Origin of the sequence: Actinotalea sp. C106, assembly GCF_023630195.1 — a bacterium.
GTDB lineage: Bacteria > Actinomycetota > Actinomycetes > Actinomycetales > Cellulomonadaceae > Actinotalea.
Window position 1 is genome coordinate 1 of sequence record NZ_JALPKN010000048.1, and the last position, 15519, is coordinate 15519.

The following is a 15519-nucleotide window of genomic DNA, read 5'->3' on the forward strand; positions in this document are numbered from 1 at the left end:
GGGGCCGCCCGGGTGCTCGATGAGGCGGGGGTGCCTTCGCCCGCGCACGACGCGGCCGCCCTCGCGGCCCATGCGTTGGACGTCGACCGCCTCGACCTCGTGCTGCCGCCCCCGGTGCCCGCGGGCTTCCCGGGCGCCTACGCGGAGCTGGTGGAGCGGCGACGGCGACGTGAGCCCCTGCAGCACATCGTCGGGACGACGGGCTTCCGTCACCTGGTCCTCACGGTCGAGGCCGGCGTCTTCGTCCCGCGCCCGGAGACCGAGAGCGTGGCGCAGGTCGCGATCGACGAGGCGCAGCTCCTGGTGCACCGCGGTGAGAGCCCCGCGGTGGTCGACCTGTGCTGCGGAGCGGGGGGCATCGCCCTGTCGGTGTCCCTCGAGGTGCCCGGCGCCACGGTCACCGCCGTGGACCTCTCCGCCGAGGCCGTGGACCTGACCCGTCGCAACCACGCCGCGAACGGCCTGCCGCCGATCCGTCTCGAGCAGGGCGACGCGACGGCGTCCGAGGTGCTCGCGGATCTCGACGGTGCGGTGGACGTGGTGGTGTCGAACCCGCCCTACATCCCGCCCGACTCCGTCCCGACCGAGCCCGAGGTCCGCGACCACGACCCCGATCTCGCCCTCTACGGCGGCGGCCTGGACGGGCTCGAGGTGCCGCGGGGGGTCCTGAGGACCGCGATCAGGCTGCTGCGTCCGGGCGGGCTGCTGGTCATGGAGCACGCCGAGGTCCAGGCGGCGGCACTGCGCAAGGCCGCCACCGCGACCTCGGCCCTCGTCGACGTGCGGACCCTGCCGGACCTGGCCGGCCGTGATCGCATGCTCGTGGCACGCCGACGTCGGGCGAGCGGCACGGACGTGAAAGACTCGCGGCCGTGAGCAGCGTGCTGGACTGCAGCGACCCGGGGACCTGGGGTCCCGCCCTCGACGAGGCCGTCAACGCCCTCGGGCGGGGCGGTCTCGTGGTGCTCCCGACGGACACGGTCTACGGGATCGGCGCGGACGCGTTCGTGCCCGAGGCCGTCGCGGCCCTGCTGGCGGCCAAGGGCCGCGGCCGCCAGATGCCGCCCCCCGTGCTCGTCGCCGACGTGCGCACCCTGGATGGCTTGTGCAGCGACGTGCACGACGACGCCCGGGCGCTGGTCGAGGCGTTCTGGCCCGGCGGGCTGACGGTGATCTGCCGGGCGCAGCCCTCCCTGGCCTGGGACCTCGGCGAGACCCGTGGCACGGTCGCTGTCCGGATGCCCGACCACCCGGCTGCGCTGGCCCTGCTGCGCAGGACCGGCCCGCTCGCGGTCTCGAGCGCCAACCGGACGGGTCAGCCCGCAGGCACGACGGCCGAGGAGGCTCGCGACCAGCTCGGCGACAGCGTCCAGGTCTACCTCGAGGCAGGACCGGCGCCGGGAGGGGTGGCCTCGACGATCGTCGACGCCACGGCGGGGCTGCGGCTCGTCCGTGCGGGGGCGCTGAGCCTCGAGCAGCTGCGCGAGGTCGCGCCGGTGACCGAGGGCGAGGCCACGGGTTGAGGGTCTACCTGCTGGTCATGCTCGTCGCGGCGGCGGTCACCTACCTCACCACCCCCCTCGCGCGGTGGCTGGCGCTGCGCTCGGGGGCGATCACCGCGGTGCGGGAGCGTGACGTGCACGCGATCCCCACCCCACGGATGGGCGGGGTGGCGATGCTGCTCGGCATGGCGGTGGCGATGGTCATCGCCTCCCGCATGCCGTTCCTCGAGGGGGTGTTCAGCCAGCCGACCGCCTGGGCGGTGCTCGGCGGGGCGGCGATGGTGTGCCTGCTCGGGGCCGCGGACGACATCTGGGACCTGGACTGGTTCACCAAGCTCATCGGTCAGGTGCTCGTCGTCGGACTCATGGCCTGGCTCGGCGGGGTGCAGCTGGTCTCGGTGCCCATCGCCGGACGCACCATCGGCAGCGCCCAGCTCTCCCTCGTCGCGACGGTGCTGGTGGTGGTCGTCGCGATCAACGCGGTCAACTTCGTCGACGGCCTCGACGGGCTCGCGGCCGGGCTCATCGCGATCGGCGGCACCGGGTTCTTCGTCTACACCTACCTGCTGTCGCGTGACGCGTCGTCAACCGACTACTCCAACGTCGCGAGCGTGGTCGTCGCCGTGCTGGTCGGTGCGTGCCTGGGATTCCTGCCGCACAACTTCCATCCGGCGCGCATCTTCATGGGGGACTCGGGCTCGATGCTCATCGGGCTGACCATCGCCTCGGCGGCCATCATCGTCACGGGCCAGATCGACTCCGCCGTGGTCTCCGACCGCCAGAGCATCCCCGCCTTCCTGCCGATCGTCCTGCCCCTCGCGGTGCTCGTGCTCCCGTTGATGGACATGGGGCTGGCCGTGATCCGCCGCGTCGGCGCCGGGAAGTCGCCGTTCCACCCGGATCGGCGGCACCTGCACCACCGGCTGCTCCAGCTGGGCCACTCGCACCGCCGTGCCGTGGTGATCATGTACCTCTGGACGGCGGTCGTCGCGTTCGGCACGGCATCGCTGGCCGTCTGGAGCACCTCGAGCGCCCTGTGGGTGCTCGGCATCGGGGCTGCTATCGCCCTTGTCCTGACCCTGGGCCCCCTGCGGGGCCACGTCCTACGCACCCCCACCAGTCGAGGAGTCTCCGATGACCACCCCCGAACCGACGCCAGGCACCGGTCCGGAGCACCCGTCGACCGGTGACGGGCCTGTCCGGCCCCCGAGCGTCGTGCGTGACGCCTTCCGGCGAGCACTGAGGAACGTGCTGATCCTCGTCGGGGTGGTGACGGTCGTCGGTGGGGTCGTGGGGTACCTCGTCAGCGGGACCACGGGCCTGTGGGGAGCGCTCCTGGCGGCAGCGGTCACCCTCGTGTTCTCGGGCAGCACCGTGCTGGCGATGGTTCTCACCGCCCGGAGCTCGGTCACGGCGGCGAGCGGGGCCCTGGTCGGTACCTGGATCACCAAGATGCTGCTGCTCATCATCGCCTTCGGCCTGCTCCGGGACATGGACTTCTACGACCGCGGCACCTTCCTCGTCGCGGTTCTGGTGGGTGTCCTGGGAGCGGTCCTGCTCGACTACCGCGCGGTCGCCGGCATGCGGGTGCCGTACACCGAGCCCGGTGCGGGTGACGGTGCTGCGCGCTGAGCGCCGGCGGGGCGGTGAGGGACCTAGGTCCCTCGCGCGGCGCGCCCGCCGCCTCCTGGACAGCCGTCCGGAAGGCCTGTCCCGATGCGTTACGATTTCCGCGATCCACCAACACTCGGTCCGATGGCGCCCTGATCTGTGCGCGCCCCAGGGCCGGCCGATCTCGGGGAGTGCGCTCTGATCACCGCAGCGACGAACCACTTGCTCGCCGCGTCCGGTGAGGATGGCGGCTTCCCCATCCCCTCGATGGGCGAGTTCTTCCCGGCCCCGATCTTCTTCGAGGGCACGATCTTCGAGTTCAACCGGATGACTCTGGTCCGGCTCGTCGCGACGATCGTCCTGGTGGCGCTCTTCTGGGTCGTGACGAACCGAGCACGTCTGGTGCCCGGACGGGCGCAGAACATCGCGGAGATGGGCCTGGACTTCGTCCGGGTCAACATCGCCGAGGAGATCCTCGGCAAGCAGCACGCCCGGCCGTTCATCCCGCTCCTGACGACGATGTTCTTCGCGATCTTCGCGCTCAACATCACCGGGGTGATCCCGTTCCTCAACATCGCCTCGACGAGCGTCGTCGCGGTGCCGATGCTCCTCGCGGTGGCCTCGTTCGTGGCCTTCATCTACGCGGGGATCAAGGCGCACGGCGCGGTCGGCTACCTGCGGACCACGCTGTTCCCCTCGGGGGTGCCGTGGCCGATCTACATCATCCTGGCCCCGATCGAGCTGCTCTCGACCTTCGTCCTGCGGCCGGCCACGTTGACCATCCGTCTGATGGCCAACATGCTCGCGGGGCACCTGCTGCTCGTCCTCTTCTTCGGGATGACGCACTGGTTGTTCCTCGAGGCGGACGGTGCGCTCAAGGGGGTCGGTGTCATCACCCTCGGTGCGGCCATCGCCTTCACGGTCTTCGAGATCTTCATCTCGGCCCTGCAGGCCTACATCTTCACCCTGCTGACTGCGGTCTACATCAACCTCTCGCAGGAGGCGCACTGATCCACCCGCCGGTCGCTCCTGCGACCGCTGCACGACCGACGTGACCAACGCCCTGCGCTCCCGGCGCAGGGGACATGGAAGGAAACACAGTGGACAGCACCACTCTCGCCCAGGTGACCGGCAACGTCGCGACGATCGGCTACGGCCTCGCCACGCTGGGCCCCGGCATCGGCATCGGCATCCTCGTCGCCAAGACGCAGGAGGCCACCGCGCGTCAGCCTGAGGTCGCCGGCCAGCTCCGCATCAACATGTTCATCGGTATGGCCCTCGTCGAGGCTCTCGGACTCATCGGCCTGGTTGCGGGCCTGGTGTTCTGATGCTCCACTCCGTCACGATCGCTGCGGGGGAGGGCGAGGTCCCCACGGGAATCTGGCTGTTCATCCCGCCGGACTACGACATCCTGTGGTCTGCGGTCGCGCTGGTGGCCATCGCGCTGCTCTTCTGGAAGAAGGTCCTGCCGACCTTCACGAAGATCCTCGACGAGCGCACCGAGCTCATCCAGGGTGGCATCGCCAAGGCGGAGTCGGCCCAGGCCGAGGCCCAGGAGGCGCTGGCGGAGTACACGCGGCAGCTCGCCGAGGCCCGCGCCGAGGCCGGTCGTATCCGTGAGGCGGCCCGGGCCGAGGGCAGCGTGATCGTCGCCGAGCTCCGGACCAAGGCCTCGGAGGACGCCGCGCGCATCCTCGAGAACGCCCAGCGTCAGATCGAGGCCGAGCGGCAGCAGGCCGCTCAGTCCCTGAAGGCCGAGGTGGGCGCCCTGGCGACCGACCTTGCCTCACGGATCGTGGGTGAGTCCCTCGCGGACTCGGCGCGCCAGTCTCGGGTCATCGACCGCTTCCTCGACGAGCTCGAGGCGAGCACGGCGGACCAGCGCTGATGCGGGGCACGGGTCAGGCTTCGCTGGACCAGGTCGCCGAGCTCTTCGAGCCGGTCCTCGCCCAGGCGGGGTCCGACGCGGCCGTCATCGGTGAGCAGCTCTTCGCCCTCGTGGACGCGCTGGACTCGTCCGGGTCGCTCCGCCGGGCGCTGAGCGATCCTGCACGGTCCGGGGACGACAAGGCTGCGCTGGTGACCGGTCTGCTCGGCGGCAAGGTCGACGGGCGGGTCACCGACGTCGTGGCCGGGCTGGCGCGGGCCCGCTGGTCGGCCGAGGCGGATCTGGTCACCGCGGTCGAGCACCTGGGGCTGGACGCCGTGCTGGCCGCGGCCGAGCACGCGGGGGCCCTCGCGCAGGTCGAGGACGAGCTCTTCCGGCTCGACCGCATGCTCGTGAGCCAGCGTGACCTCCGGCAGGCACTCACGGCCCGCGGGGCGGAGGCCGGACAACGCGCGCAGCTCGTGCGCACCGTGCTGGAAGGCAAGGTCCACGCCTTCACCCTCCAGCTGCTCGAGAGGGTGGCCCGTGCGCCGCGTGGCCGCAGCGTCAGCGCTTCGCTGGGCCTGGTCGGTCGCCTCGCTGCGGCGCGCCGGGAGCGCCTCGTGGCCGCCGTCTCGGTCGCGACGACCCTGACGAAGGCTCAGGAGGCTCGCCTGACGGGTCTGCTCGAGGCGGCGTACGGTCGTCCTGTGCAGCTCAACCTCGCCGTAGACCCCGCCGTGCTCGGCGGGATGCGGATCCAGGTCGGTTCGGAGGTCGTCGACTCGACCGTCCTGGCACGGCTCGACGACGCCCGACGCCGGCTGGCCGGCTAGCCCGACCCACACACCACCGAGCCCGCCCAGCGAGGCTCGAGCAGACGATGAGGACAGCACCGGTGGTGCTGCCACGACAGGAGAGACACCCATGGCTGAGCTGACGATCAAGCCCGAGGAGATCCGGGCTGCTCTGGACAGCTTCGTGAAGTCCTACGAGCCGCAGGGGGCCGTGCGCGAGGAGGTCGGGCGGGTCACGCTCGCCGGAGACGGCATCGCGCAGGTCGAGGGCCTCCCGGGCGCGATGGCCAACGAGCTGCTCGAGTTCGAGGACGGCACGCTCGGCCTCGCCCTCAACCTCGACGTCCGCGAGATCGGCGTCGTCGTCCTCGGTGAGTTCACCGGCATCGAGGAGGGCCAGGTCGTCCGTCGTACCGGCGAGGTCCTCTCGGTCCCTGTCGGGGACGGGTACCTCGGCCGTGTCGTGGACCCGCTCGGCACGGCGATCGACGGTCTGGGCGAGATCGCGACGGACGGTCGTCGGGCCCTCGAGCTCCAGGCCCCGGGAGTCATGGCTCGCAAGAGCGTGCACGAGCCGCTGCAGACGGGCCTCAAGGCCATCGACGCGATGATCCCGATCGGCCGTGGACAGCGCCAGCTCATCATCGGTGACCGCCAGACCGGCAAGACGGCCATCGCGATCGACACGATCATCAACCAGAAGGCCAACTGGGAGTCGGGGGACCCGCAGAAGCAGGTCCGCTGCATCTACGTCGCGATCGGCCAGAAGGGCTCGACGATCGCCTCGGTGCGTGGCGCCCTCGAGGAGGCCGGTGCGCTCGAGTACACGACCATCGTCGCCGCCCCCGCCTCGGACCCCGCCGGCTTCAAGTACCTCGCGCCCTACACCGGCTCGGCGATCGGCCAGCACTGGATGTACCAGGGCAAGCACGTCCTGGTGATCTTCGACGACCTGTCGAAGCAGGCCGAGGCCTACCGTGCCGTCTCGCTGCTGCTCCGCCGCCCGCCGGGCCGCGAGGCGTACCCGGGTGACGTCTTCTACCTGCACTCCCGCCTGCTCGAGCGTTGCGCGAAGCTGAGCGACGAGCTGGGTGCCGGGTCGATGACCGGGCTGCCGATGATCGAGACCAAGGCCAACGACGTCTCGGCCTACATCCCGACCAACGTCATCTCGATCACCGACGGGCAGATCTTCCTCCAGTCCGACCTCTTCAACGCCGACCAGCGTCCCGCGGTGGACGTCGGCATCTCGGTCTCGCGTGTCGGTGGCTCGGCGCAGGTCAAGGCCATGAAGAAGGTCTCCGGGACGCTCAAGATCGACCTCGCGCAGTACCGGTCCCTCGAGGCCTTCGCGATGTTCGCCTCGGACCTCGACGCCGCCTCGCGGCAGCAGCTCACCCGGGGCGCGCGTCTCATGGAGCTGCTCAAGCAGCCCCAGTACTCGCCCTACCCGGTCGCTGACCAGGTCGCCTCGATCTGGGCGGGGACCAAGGGCAAGCTCGACAAGGTCCCGCTGAGCGAGGTCCGTCGCTTCGAGTCCGAGATGCTCGACCACCTGCGGCGCAACTCCTCGGTGCTCACGACGATCACGGAGACCGGCCTGCTCTCGGACGACACCGAGGCCGAGCTGGGACGCGCGATCGACGAGTTCGCCGCGATCTTCGTCGTGGACGAGGGCGCAGAGCTGAGCACCGAGACCAGCTCGGCCGGTGGCGCCGAGGCCGAGGTCGAGCAGGAGCAGATCGTCAAGCAGAAGCGGGGCTGAGCGTGGCAGGCCAGCAGCGCGTCTACCGGCAGCGGATCAAGTCGACCCAGTCGCTGAAGAAGATCTTCCGCGCGATGGAGCTCATGGCTGCCTCGCGCATCAGCAAGGCACGTGCCCGCGTGACGGCGGCCTCGCCGTACTCACGGGCCATCACCCAGGCCGTGTCGGCGGTAGCGACCCATGCCGACATCGACCACCCCCTGACCACGGAGCGCCACGACACCCAGCGTGTCGCTGTCCTCCTGGTGACCTCCGACCGCGGGATGGCCGGGGCCTACTCGGCCTCGGTCATCCGCGAGGGGGAGCGGCTGATCGAGCAGCTCACGGCCGAGGGCAAGGAGATCGCCCTCTACGTGACCGGGCGTCGCGCGGTCTCGTACTTCACGTTCCGGCACCGCGAGATCGTCGCGCGGTGGACGGGCGCGTCGGACGCACCGACCGTCGAGACCGCGGACGAGATCGCCGAGACGCTCCTCGAGGCCTTCCTCGCGGACGCCTCGGAGGGTGGGGTCGGCGAGCTGCACGTGGTCTACACGCAGTTCGTGAACATGGTCACCCAGACCCCGCGGGTGATCCGGATGCTCCCTCTCGAGGTCGTCGAGGGAGTGGCCACCGAGCACGACGCCGTGCCGCTGTACGACTTCGAACCCTCGCCCGAGGTGGTCCTGGACTCGCTGCTGCCGCGGTACATCCAGAGCCGCATCTTCAGCTGCCTCCTCCAGGCCGCGGCCTCCGAGCTCGCCTCGCGTCAGCGCGCGATGCACACCGCCACGGAGAACGCCGAGGACCTCATCCGCATGTACACCCGGCTGGCGAACCAGGCCCGTCAGGCCGAGATCACCCAGGAGATCAGCGAGATCGTGTCCGGCGCCGACGCGCTGGCCGCCTCGTCCTGATCGCCTGATCAGACCAGCAGACCGCACCAACCCACCGGAGCCCGCTCCGGTCGAGCGAAGCGAGAGAGACATGACTGCCACCACCACCGACGCCGCGGCCCAGCCCCAGGGCGGGACCGGCACGGGCCGGGTCGCCCGGGTGATCGGCCCGGTCGTCGACATCGAGTTCCCGGCCGATGCGCTCCCGGAGATCTACAACGCCCTCAAGGTCGACATCGACCTCTCGGCCCAGGGCGAGGGCGAGAGCTCCTTCACCCTCGGCCTCGAGGTGGCCCAGCACCTGGGCGACTCGATGGTCCGCGCCATCGCGCTCAAGCCCACCGACGGGCTCGTCCGCGGAGCGGTCGTGACCGACACCGGTGGGCCGATCAGCGTCCCGGTCGGCGACGTGACCAAGGGCCACGTCTTCGACGTGACCGGCGAGGTGCTCAACCTCAAGGAGGGCGAGAAGCTCGAGATCACCGAGCGCTGGCCCATCCACCGCAAGCCCCCGGCCTTCGACCAGCTCGAGTCGAAGACCTCGATGTTCGAGACCGGGATCAAGGTCATCGACCTGCTGACGCCGTACGTCCAGGGTGGCAAGATCGGCCTCTTCGGTGGTGCTGGTGTCGGCAAGACGGTCCTGATCCAGGAGATGATCTACCGCGTCGCGAACAACCACAACGGTGTCTCGGTCTTCGCCGGCGTCGGTGAGCGCACCCGTGAGGGCAATGACCTCATCGAGGAGATGACGGACTCGGGGGTCATCAAGCAGACGGCCCTCGTCTTCGGCCAGATGGACGAGCCGCCGGGCACGCGTCTGCGCGTCGCACTGTCCGCCCTGACGATGGCGGAGTACTTCCGCGACGTGCAGAAGCAGGACGTGCTGCTCTTCATCGACAACATCTTCCGGTTCACGCAGGCCGGCTCGGAGGTGTCGACCCTGCTGGGCCGGATGCCCTCGGCCGTGGGCTACCAGCCCAACCTCGCCGACGAGATGGGCCAGCTGCAGGAGCGGATCACCTCGACCCGCGGGCACTCGATCACGTCGCTGCAGGCGATCTACGTCCCGGCCGACGACTACACCGACCCTGCGCCCGCGACGACCTTCGCCCACCTCGACGCGACCACGGAGCTGTCCCGCGAGATCGCCTCGCGCGGGTTGTACCCCGCCGTCGACCCCCTGACCTCGACCTCGCGGATCCTCGACCCGCGCTACGTGGGCCAGGCGCACTACGACACCGCCGTGCGGGTCAAGCAGATCCTCCAGCGCAACAAGGAGCTGCAGGACATCATCGCGATCATGGGTGTCGACGAGCTGTCCGAGGAGGACAAGATCGTCGTGGCCCGTGCACGCCGCATCCAGCAGTTCCTCTCGCAGAACACCTACATGGCCGAGCAGTTCACCAGCGTGCCCGGCTCGACCGTGCCTCTGAGCGAGACGATCGAGGCGTTCACGAAGATCGCTGACGGGGAGTTCGACCACATCCCCGAGCAGGCCTTCTTCAACATCGGCGGGCTCGAGGACCTCGAGAAGAACGCCGCCCGCATCCAGTCCGAGATCGGCTGACGCGAGCCTTCGCGTCGACGACGTCCCCGAACCTGAGGAGCAGCTCCGTGGCACACCTGGAGGTCGACCTTGTCGCGGCCGACCGCAAGGTCTGGTCGGGCGAGGCCCGCATGGTCAGCGCCCCGGCGGCCGACGGCGAGATCGGGATCCTGCCCGGTCACGCGCCGGTGCTCGCGGTGCTGCGACCGGGAGCCGTGCGGATCACCCCGACCGACGGCTCCGTCCGTCACGTCGAGGTGGGCTCCGGATTCCTCTCTGTGGACGACGACCGTGTGACGGTGGTTGTCGACAGCGCTCAGGACGGGGCCGGCGCGGCCTCCTCGCGCTGAGGTTCGTCCGCGGTGGAGCTGGTCACGGCCCTGATCGCCTTCGGTGCGGTCGTGCTGGTCCTGCTCGCCGCTGTCGGGCTCTACGTCTCGAGGCAGAGCACGCTCTCGGGCCGGGTCGGCTCCTTCACCTGCTCGCTCCGTGAGCAGCCCGAGGGGGCGTGGGTGGGCGGTATCGCCCAGTACTCGGCCTCGCGCCTGCTCTGGTGGCGCCAGGTCTCCTTCGCCCCGCGAGCGGCGCACAGCTGGTCCCGGGCCGAGCTGACCCTCCTCGAACGGATCGAGCTGCCCGAGGCCGACCATCGAGGACGACCCTTGCTCCTGGTCCGCTGCTCGCACCAGGGCGAGATCTTCCAGCTGACCATGTCCGCCCCCGCCTGCGCCGGCCTGGTGTCCTGGCTCGAAGCGGGCCCTCGACCCGTGGGAAGGGTGATCTAGTGCGTCTGGTCGTCGCTCGTTGCGCAGCCCGCTACACCGGGCGTCTCTCGGCGCACCTGCCGCTCGCCACCCGCCTGCTGCTCGTGAAGGCCGACGGCAGCGTCCTGCTGCACTCCGACGGCGGCTCCTACAAGCCGCTCAACTGGATGAGCCCGCCGTGCAGCCTGGCGGTTCGCGCCCCGGAGCCCGAGGCAGCCGAGCGTGGGGTTCTCGAGGTGTGGCACGTGCAGCACACCAAGTCCGACGACAGGCTCGAGATCGACCTGCACGAGGTGCTCCACGACTCGGCCCACGAGCTCGGTGTCGATCCCGGTCTGGTCAAGGACGGGGTCGAGGCGCACCTCCAGGCCCTGCTCGCCGAGCAGATCCACGTGCTGGGAGCCGGGCACACCCTCGTGCGTCGGGAGTTCCCGACAGCGATCGGTCCGGTGGACATCTTGGCCCGGGACGCCGCGGGTGCCGCCGTGGCCGTGGAGATCAAGCGGCGTGGAGACATCGACGGCGTCGAGCAGCTCACGCGGTACCTCGAGCTGCTGAACCGCGACCCGCACCTGGCTCCCGTCCGGGGGGTGTTCGCCGCCCAGGAGATCAAGCCCCAGGCGCGGACCCTGGCCCAGGACCGCGGCATCGGCTGCGTGGTGCTCGACTACGAGGCGCTGCGCGGCATGGACGACGTCGACGCCCGTCTGTTCTGAGCGGCGGCCCGTCGCGGGGCGGGTGGTGCCCGGCCCGGCCGCCCGCGGTGCGAGGATCTGCTCATGGTCCCTGAGCTGGTCCCTGACCCCGCAGAGCCTCCGGTCGTCGCGACGCAGCGCGAGGCTGCTGACCGCCGCGCGAGGCTGTCGGCCCTGCGCCGCAGCTACGCCCGTAGCGCGCTGCTCGAGACGCAGGTCGCTGCGGACCCCATGGTGCAGTTCGAGGTGTGGTTCGACGAGGCGGTGCAGGCCGGCCTGACCGAGCCGAACGCCATGGTGCTGGGCACGGTTGCTGCCGACGGGACGCCATCGGCGCGCACCGTGCTGCTCAAGGCCGTCGACCCCCGCGGCTTCGTCCTCTACACGAACCACCGGTCCCGCAAGGGTCAGGAGATGCTCGCCCGACCACGCGCTTCCTTGGTGTTCCCGTGGTTCGAGATCGATCGGCAGGTCGTCGTCGTCGGTGAGGTCGAGGCCGTGCCGCGCCGCGAGAGCGAGGAGTACTTCGCCACCCGGCCGCACGACTCCCAGCTGGGGGCGTGGGCGAGCGAGCAGTCGTCCGTGCTCCCCGACCGGGCTCGCCTCGACGCCCGCTTCGCGGAGCTCGCCGAGCAGTACCCGCCAGGCGCCTCCGTGCCGACGCCCCCGCACTGGGGTGGCTTCCGCGTCGTCCCGCACACCCTCGAGCTGTGGCAGGGACGCGCCTCACGGCTGCACGACCGGCTCCGGTACCGCAGAGCCGAGCCGGAGCAGGCGGGTGGGTCAGCGGACTGGGTGCTCGAGCGTCTCGCTCCGTGAGCCTCCGGCCCGCGACGGCGCTCCCAGTCCCTGGACGTCGCCTACCCGAAACGCTTCGACTGGGGCAGGATGTCGCGCCATGACGACCCTTCCGCGCCCCGGACGCACGTTCCCTGCTGCCTTCCGCTGGGGGGCCGCAACCGCCTCGTACCAGATCGAGGGGGCGGTCGACGAGGACGGGCGTGGCAGGTCGATCTGGGACACCTTCTCCGCCACCCCGGGTCGGACCCTCGACGGCCACACCGGGGCCGTGGCTGCGGACCACTACCACCGCACCGCCGAGGACATCGCGATCATGCAGGGACTCGGGCTGGACGCGTACCGGTTCTCGCTCGCCTGGCCCCGGATCCAGCCCACGGGTGCTGGTGCCGTGAACCAGGCGGGTCTGGACTTCTACAGCCGTCTGGTCGACGACCTGCTCGCTGCCGGCATCGACCCCGTGGTGACCCTGTACCACTGGGACCTGCCCCAGGCCCTCGAGGACGCGGGTGGCTGGCCCTCGCGCGAGACGGCCCTGCGCTTCGGGGACTACGCGCGCACGACGGTCGAGGCTCTCGGTGACCGCGTCAAGGTCTGGACCACCTTGAACGAGCCCTGGTGCACGGCCTACCTGGGCTACGGCTCCGGCGTGCACGCTCCTGGTCGCCAGGAGCCCGCCGCAGCGCTGGCGGCGGTGCACCACCTCAACCTTGCCCACGGGCTCGCCGGGGCCGCGGTCCGCGACGTGCTGGGGGAGCAGGGCACCCTCTCGTTGACCCTGAACCTGCACGTGGCGCGGCCGGACGACCCGAGCAACCCGCAGGACGTCGATGCCGCGCGCCGGATCGATGCGCTGGCCAACCGCTGCTTCCTCGAGCCCGTGCTCGACGGCAGGTACCCCGTCGACCTCCTCGAGGACACCGCCGCGGTCACCGACTGGTCCTTCGTCCGGGACGGCGACCTCGAGATCACCCGCACCGGCCTGGACGTCCTGGGCGTGAACTACTACTCGACCCAGCGGGTGCGGCACTACACGGCCGACCACGCCCGTTCCATGGCTGACGGGCACGGCGCGTCGGCAGCCACCCCCTGGATCGCGGCCGAGTCCGTCGAGTTCCTCGAGCAGCCCGGTCCGTACACCGCGATGGGGTGGAACATCGACCCGAGCGGCATGACCGAGCTGCTCACGGGGCTGGCCCGGACCTACCCCGAGCTGCCGCTGATGATCACCGAGAACGGAGCGGCCTTCGAGGACGACGTCTCCGCCGACGGACGCGTCCACGACGCCGAGCGGGTCAGCTACGTGGCGCGCCACGTCGATGCGGTGGGCCAGGCCATGGACGCCGGGGCCGATGTGCGCGGGTACTTCGTGTGGTCCCTCATGGACAACTTCGAGTGGGCCTACGGGTACCACCGACGTTTCGGGATCGTCCGGATCGACTACGAGACCCTCGAGCGCACCTGGAAGGACTCGGCGTACTGGTACCGCGAGCTCGTCCGGACCCACGCCCTGCCGCCGGTCGAGATTGCTGCCGACCTGGCCTGACCGGTCGACGGGCCTCGCTGCCGTGCAGCGGGGCCGGTCGTGCCGAGAGAGACTGGAGCATGCCCTCAGGACGCCGGTCGAGCCGTCGACGCCGCGTCGAGCCGCACCCCGAGCTCGACGTCGAGCGAGCTCTGGGTGGACGTCGGACCGAGAGCGGTCCCGACGGCGAGTGGACGGTCCAGACGGTGCCCGCGGGGACCAAGACCTACCGCTGCCCGGGATGCCGTCAGGACATCCTGCCCGGGACACCCCACGTGGTCGCCTGGGCCAACGACGCGCTGCTGGGTGCGGTGGCCGGGCTCGAGGACCGGAGGCACTGGCACACCGCCTGCTGGCGGGCCCGCGGCCGGCGGCGCTGACCCCGCCCTGCGGCGCGGACGGCCCGACATGGCTAGGCTCGCAGCCGACTCCCATCTGCCTGCACCCGAGACGACGGAGGAGCACATGACGACGGACGGCATGCTGCGGCTGTTCACGCTGCGCGAGGGACGTCAGGAGAAGATGCCCCTCGTCCTGCTGCACGGCTTCCCGCTGGACCACCGGATGTGGCTCGACGTCACCGACCTCCTGGCCGGGGACCGGACGGTGCTCGCCCCCGACCTGCCGGGGTTCGGCGCCTCGCCGACCGGTCCGGACATCGCCGCGACGCTGGGTGCCGACCGCGCGGCGCCATCGGTCGACGTCATGGCTGACGGCGTCGCGGCGGTGCTTCGGGCCGAAGGGGTCGACCGGGCGGTCGTCGCAGGGCTCTCGATGGGCGGGTACGTCGCGATGGCTCTCCTGGAGCGCCACCCCGACCTGGTGGCGGGGATCGGCCTGATCGACACCAAGTCGACCGCCGACGACGACGGGGCCCGCGCCAAGCGCTACGAGGTCGCCCGGACGGTGCGTGCGGAGATGCGTGTCGACGCCGTCTTCGGGATGCGGACCTCGGTGCTGGGGGCGACCAACCGGATCTCTCGGCCCGACCTCGTCGAACGGATCGAACGGTGGATCCGTGACCAGGGGCCGAAGGCCGTCGCGTGGGCCCAGGAGGCGATGGCCGAGCGTCCCGACCGGACGGCGGTCCTCGAGGGCTATGCGGGGCCCGCGGTCGTCGTGGTGGGCGACGAGGACGAGCTGAGCCCTGTTCCCACCGCCGAGCACATGGCCGGGGCGCTCGAGGAGGCCGAGCTGCTCGTCGTCCGAGGCGCAGGGCACATGACGCCCAACGAGAGCCCTGAGCCGGTCGCGAGCGCCCTGGCGACCCTGCTGCGCAGGGCCGACCGGGCTGCTGTGCCCGGCCAGGCCTGAGGAGCTAGCCGGGGGTCCGTGGCCGGCTGGCGAGCACGAGGGCCAGCGCGTCGGCGAGGTCGATGGACTCGCCGTCCCGGGCCCCCTTGCCGAGGACCAGGGGCGGGTCGCTCGGCTCGGGCGTCACGCCGCGCAGCAGGCCGAGGAGGCTGCTCGGGGCGGTCAGCACGTAGAAGGCTCCGGAGGTGTCCACGGCCACCGAGCGGTTGCGCCGCAGGTACCAGCCCCGCAGGGGGGTGCGGTAGGTGACGCGCCCGTCGTAGGAGCGCACCCGGAGGGGTACCGCCGCGGGGCCGTCCGCCTCGGCCTGGGCCACGAACTCCTCGAGGAGGGATCGGGCGCGGGCTGTCTCGGCGGCACGGGCGCGCTCGAGAGCCTGGGCGTGCTCGCGCGCGGCTGCACTGCGGTGCGCGCGCCAGGCCTGGCCCTCCTCGGCCTGCCCGGGGCGCTCAGGCGC

The 15519-nt window shown here is 71.1% G+C and carries 19 protein-coding genes; 18 read left to right on the top strand and 1 reads right to left on the bottom strand.

Annotation, left to right across the window (positions count from 1 at the left end):
- From prmC to L0B03_RS05420, 18 genes are all read left to right on the top strand, one after another.
- The coding region (gene prmC / locus L0B03_RS05335) for a peptide chain release factor N(5)-glutamine methyltransferase (protein ID WP_284501409.1) at positions 1-876 on the top strand (876 nt) is incomplete at its 5' end.
- Positions 873-1523, top strand: coding sequence for an L-threonylcarbamoyladenylate synthase (locus L0B03_RS05340; RefSeq protein ID WP_250444594.1), 651 nt, complete (start codon positions 873-875; stop codon positions 1521-1523). The genes prmC and L0B03_RS05340, both read left to right, overlap by 4 nt.
- On the top strand, positions 1520-2692 hold the full coding sequence (locus tag L0B03_RS05345; RefSeq protein ID WP_250444595.1) for a glycosyltransferase family 4 protein: 1173 nt from the start codon (positions 1520-1522) through the stop codon (positions 2690-2692). The genes L0B03_RS05340 and L0B03_RS05345 overlap by 4 nt, the downstream gene beginning before the upstream one ends.
- The gene (locus L0B03_RS05350; RefSeq protein ID WP_250444596.1) at positions 2637-3134 is read left to right on the top strand and encodes a hypothetical protein; all 498 of its coding nucleotides are present in this window, start codon (positions 2637-2639) and stop codon (positions 3132-3134) included. The genes L0B03_RS05345 and L0B03_RS05350 overlap by 56 nt, the downstream gene beginning before the upstream one ends.
- 246 nt (positions 3135-3380) lie before the next feature.
- Positions 3381-4124: a F0F1 ATP synthase subunit A gene (gene atpB, locus L0B03_RS05355; RefSeq protein ID WP_250444597.1), complete on the top strand. Its 744-nt coding sequence runs from the start codon at positions 3381-3383 to the stop codon at positions 4122-4124.
- Between the two features lie 89 nt (positions 4125-4213).
- A complete protein-coding gene (gene atpE, locus L0B03_RS05360) occupies positions 4214-4441 on the top strand; it encodes an ATP synthase F0 subunit C (protein WP_250444598.1) in 228 nt (75 codons plus the stop codon).
- The gene (locus L0B03_RS05365) at positions 4441-5001 is read left to right on the top strand and encodes a F0F1 ATP synthase subunit B (protein ID WP_250444599.1); all 561 of its coding nucleotides are present in this window, start codon (positions 4441-4443) and stop codon (positions 4999-5001) included. Before atpE ends, L0B03_RS05365 begins: the two co-directional genes overlap by 1 nt.
- Positions 5001-5816, top strand: a complete 816-nt coding sequence (locus tag L0B03_RS05370) for a F0F1 ATP synthase subunit delta (protein ID WP_250444600.1) — start codon at positions 5001-5003, stop codon at positions 5814-5816. Before L0B03_RS05365 ends, L0B03_RS05370 begins: the two co-directional genes overlap by 1 nt.
- A 91-nt stretch (positions 5817-5907) precedes the next feature.
- The gene (atpA, locus tag L0B03_RS05375) at positions 5908-7542 is read left to right on the top strand and encodes a F0F1 ATP synthase subunit alpha (RefSeq protein WP_250444601.1); all 1635 of its coding nucleotides are present in this window, start codon (positions 5908-5910) and stop codon (positions 7540-7542) included.
- A gap of 2 nt (positions 7543-7544) precedes the next feature.
- Positions 7545-8438, top strand: a complete 894-nt coding sequence (locus tag L0B03_RS05380; protein ID WP_250444602.1) for a F0F1 ATP synthase subunit gamma — start codon at positions 7545-7547, stop codon at positions 8436-8438.
- A gap of 70 nt (positions 8439-8508) precedes the next feature.
- Entirely contained in the window at positions 8509-9987 is a 1479-nt protein-coding gene (gene atpD / locus L0B03_RS05385; protein ID WP_250444603.1) for a F0F1 ATP synthase subunit beta, read from the top strand.
- Positions 9988-10034: 47 nt separating this feature from the next.
- Positions 10035-10316 carry a F0F1 ATP synthase subunit epsilon gene (locus L0B03_RS05390; protein ID WP_250444604.1) on the top strand — a complete coding sequence of 94 codons (282 nt, stop codon included), beginning with the start codon at positions 10035-10037 and terminating at the stop codon, positions 10314-10316.
- A gap of 12 nt (positions 10317-10328) precedes the next feature.
- Positions 10329-10751, top strand: a complete 423-nt coding sequence (locus L0B03_RS05395; protein ID WP_250444605.1) for a DUF2550 family protein — start codon at positions 10329-10331, stop codon at positions 10749-10751.
- On the top strand, positions 10751-11446 hold the full coding sequence (gene nucS / locus L0B03_RS05400) for an endonuclease NucS (RefSeq protein ID WP_250444606.1): 696 nt from the start codon (positions 10751-10753) through the stop codon (positions 11444-11446). Before L0B03_RS05395 ends, nucS begins: the two co-directional genes overlap by 1 nt.
- Positions 11447-11509: 63 nt before the next feature.
- A complete protein-coding gene (pdxH, locus tag L0B03_RS05405; protein WP_250444607.1) occupies positions 11510-12244 on the top strand; it encodes a pyridoxamine 5'-phosphate oxidase in 735 nt (244 codons plus the stop codon).
- Between the two features lie 79 nt (positions 12245-12323).
- A complete protein-coding gene (locus tag L0B03_RS05410) occupies positions 12324-13769 on the top strand; it encodes a GH1 family beta-glucosidase (RefSeq protein ID WP_250444608.1) in 1446 nt (481 codons plus the stop codon).
- Positions 13770-13828: 59 nt separating this feature from the next.
- Positions 13829-14128: a hypothetical protein gene (locus L0B03_RS05415; RefSeq protein WP_250444609.1), complete on the top strand. Its 300-nt coding sequence runs from the start codon at positions 13829-13831 to the stop codon at positions 14126-14128.
- An 85-nt stretch (positions 14129-14213) separates the two neighbouring features.
- Positions 14214-15062 carry an alpha/beta fold hydrolase gene (locus tag L0B03_RS05420; protein ID WP_250444610.1) on the top strand — a complete coding sequence of 283 codons (849 nt, stop codon included), beginning with the start codon at positions 14214-14216 and terminating at the stop codon, positions 15060-15062.
- 4 nt (positions 15063-15066) lie between these two features.
- On the opposite strand, the gene L0B03_RS05425 is transcribed toward L0B03_RS05420, so the two are convergent.
- The coding region (locus L0B03_RS05425) for a hypothetical protein (protein WP_250444611.1) at positions 15067-15519 on the bottom strand (453 nt) is incomplete at its 5' end.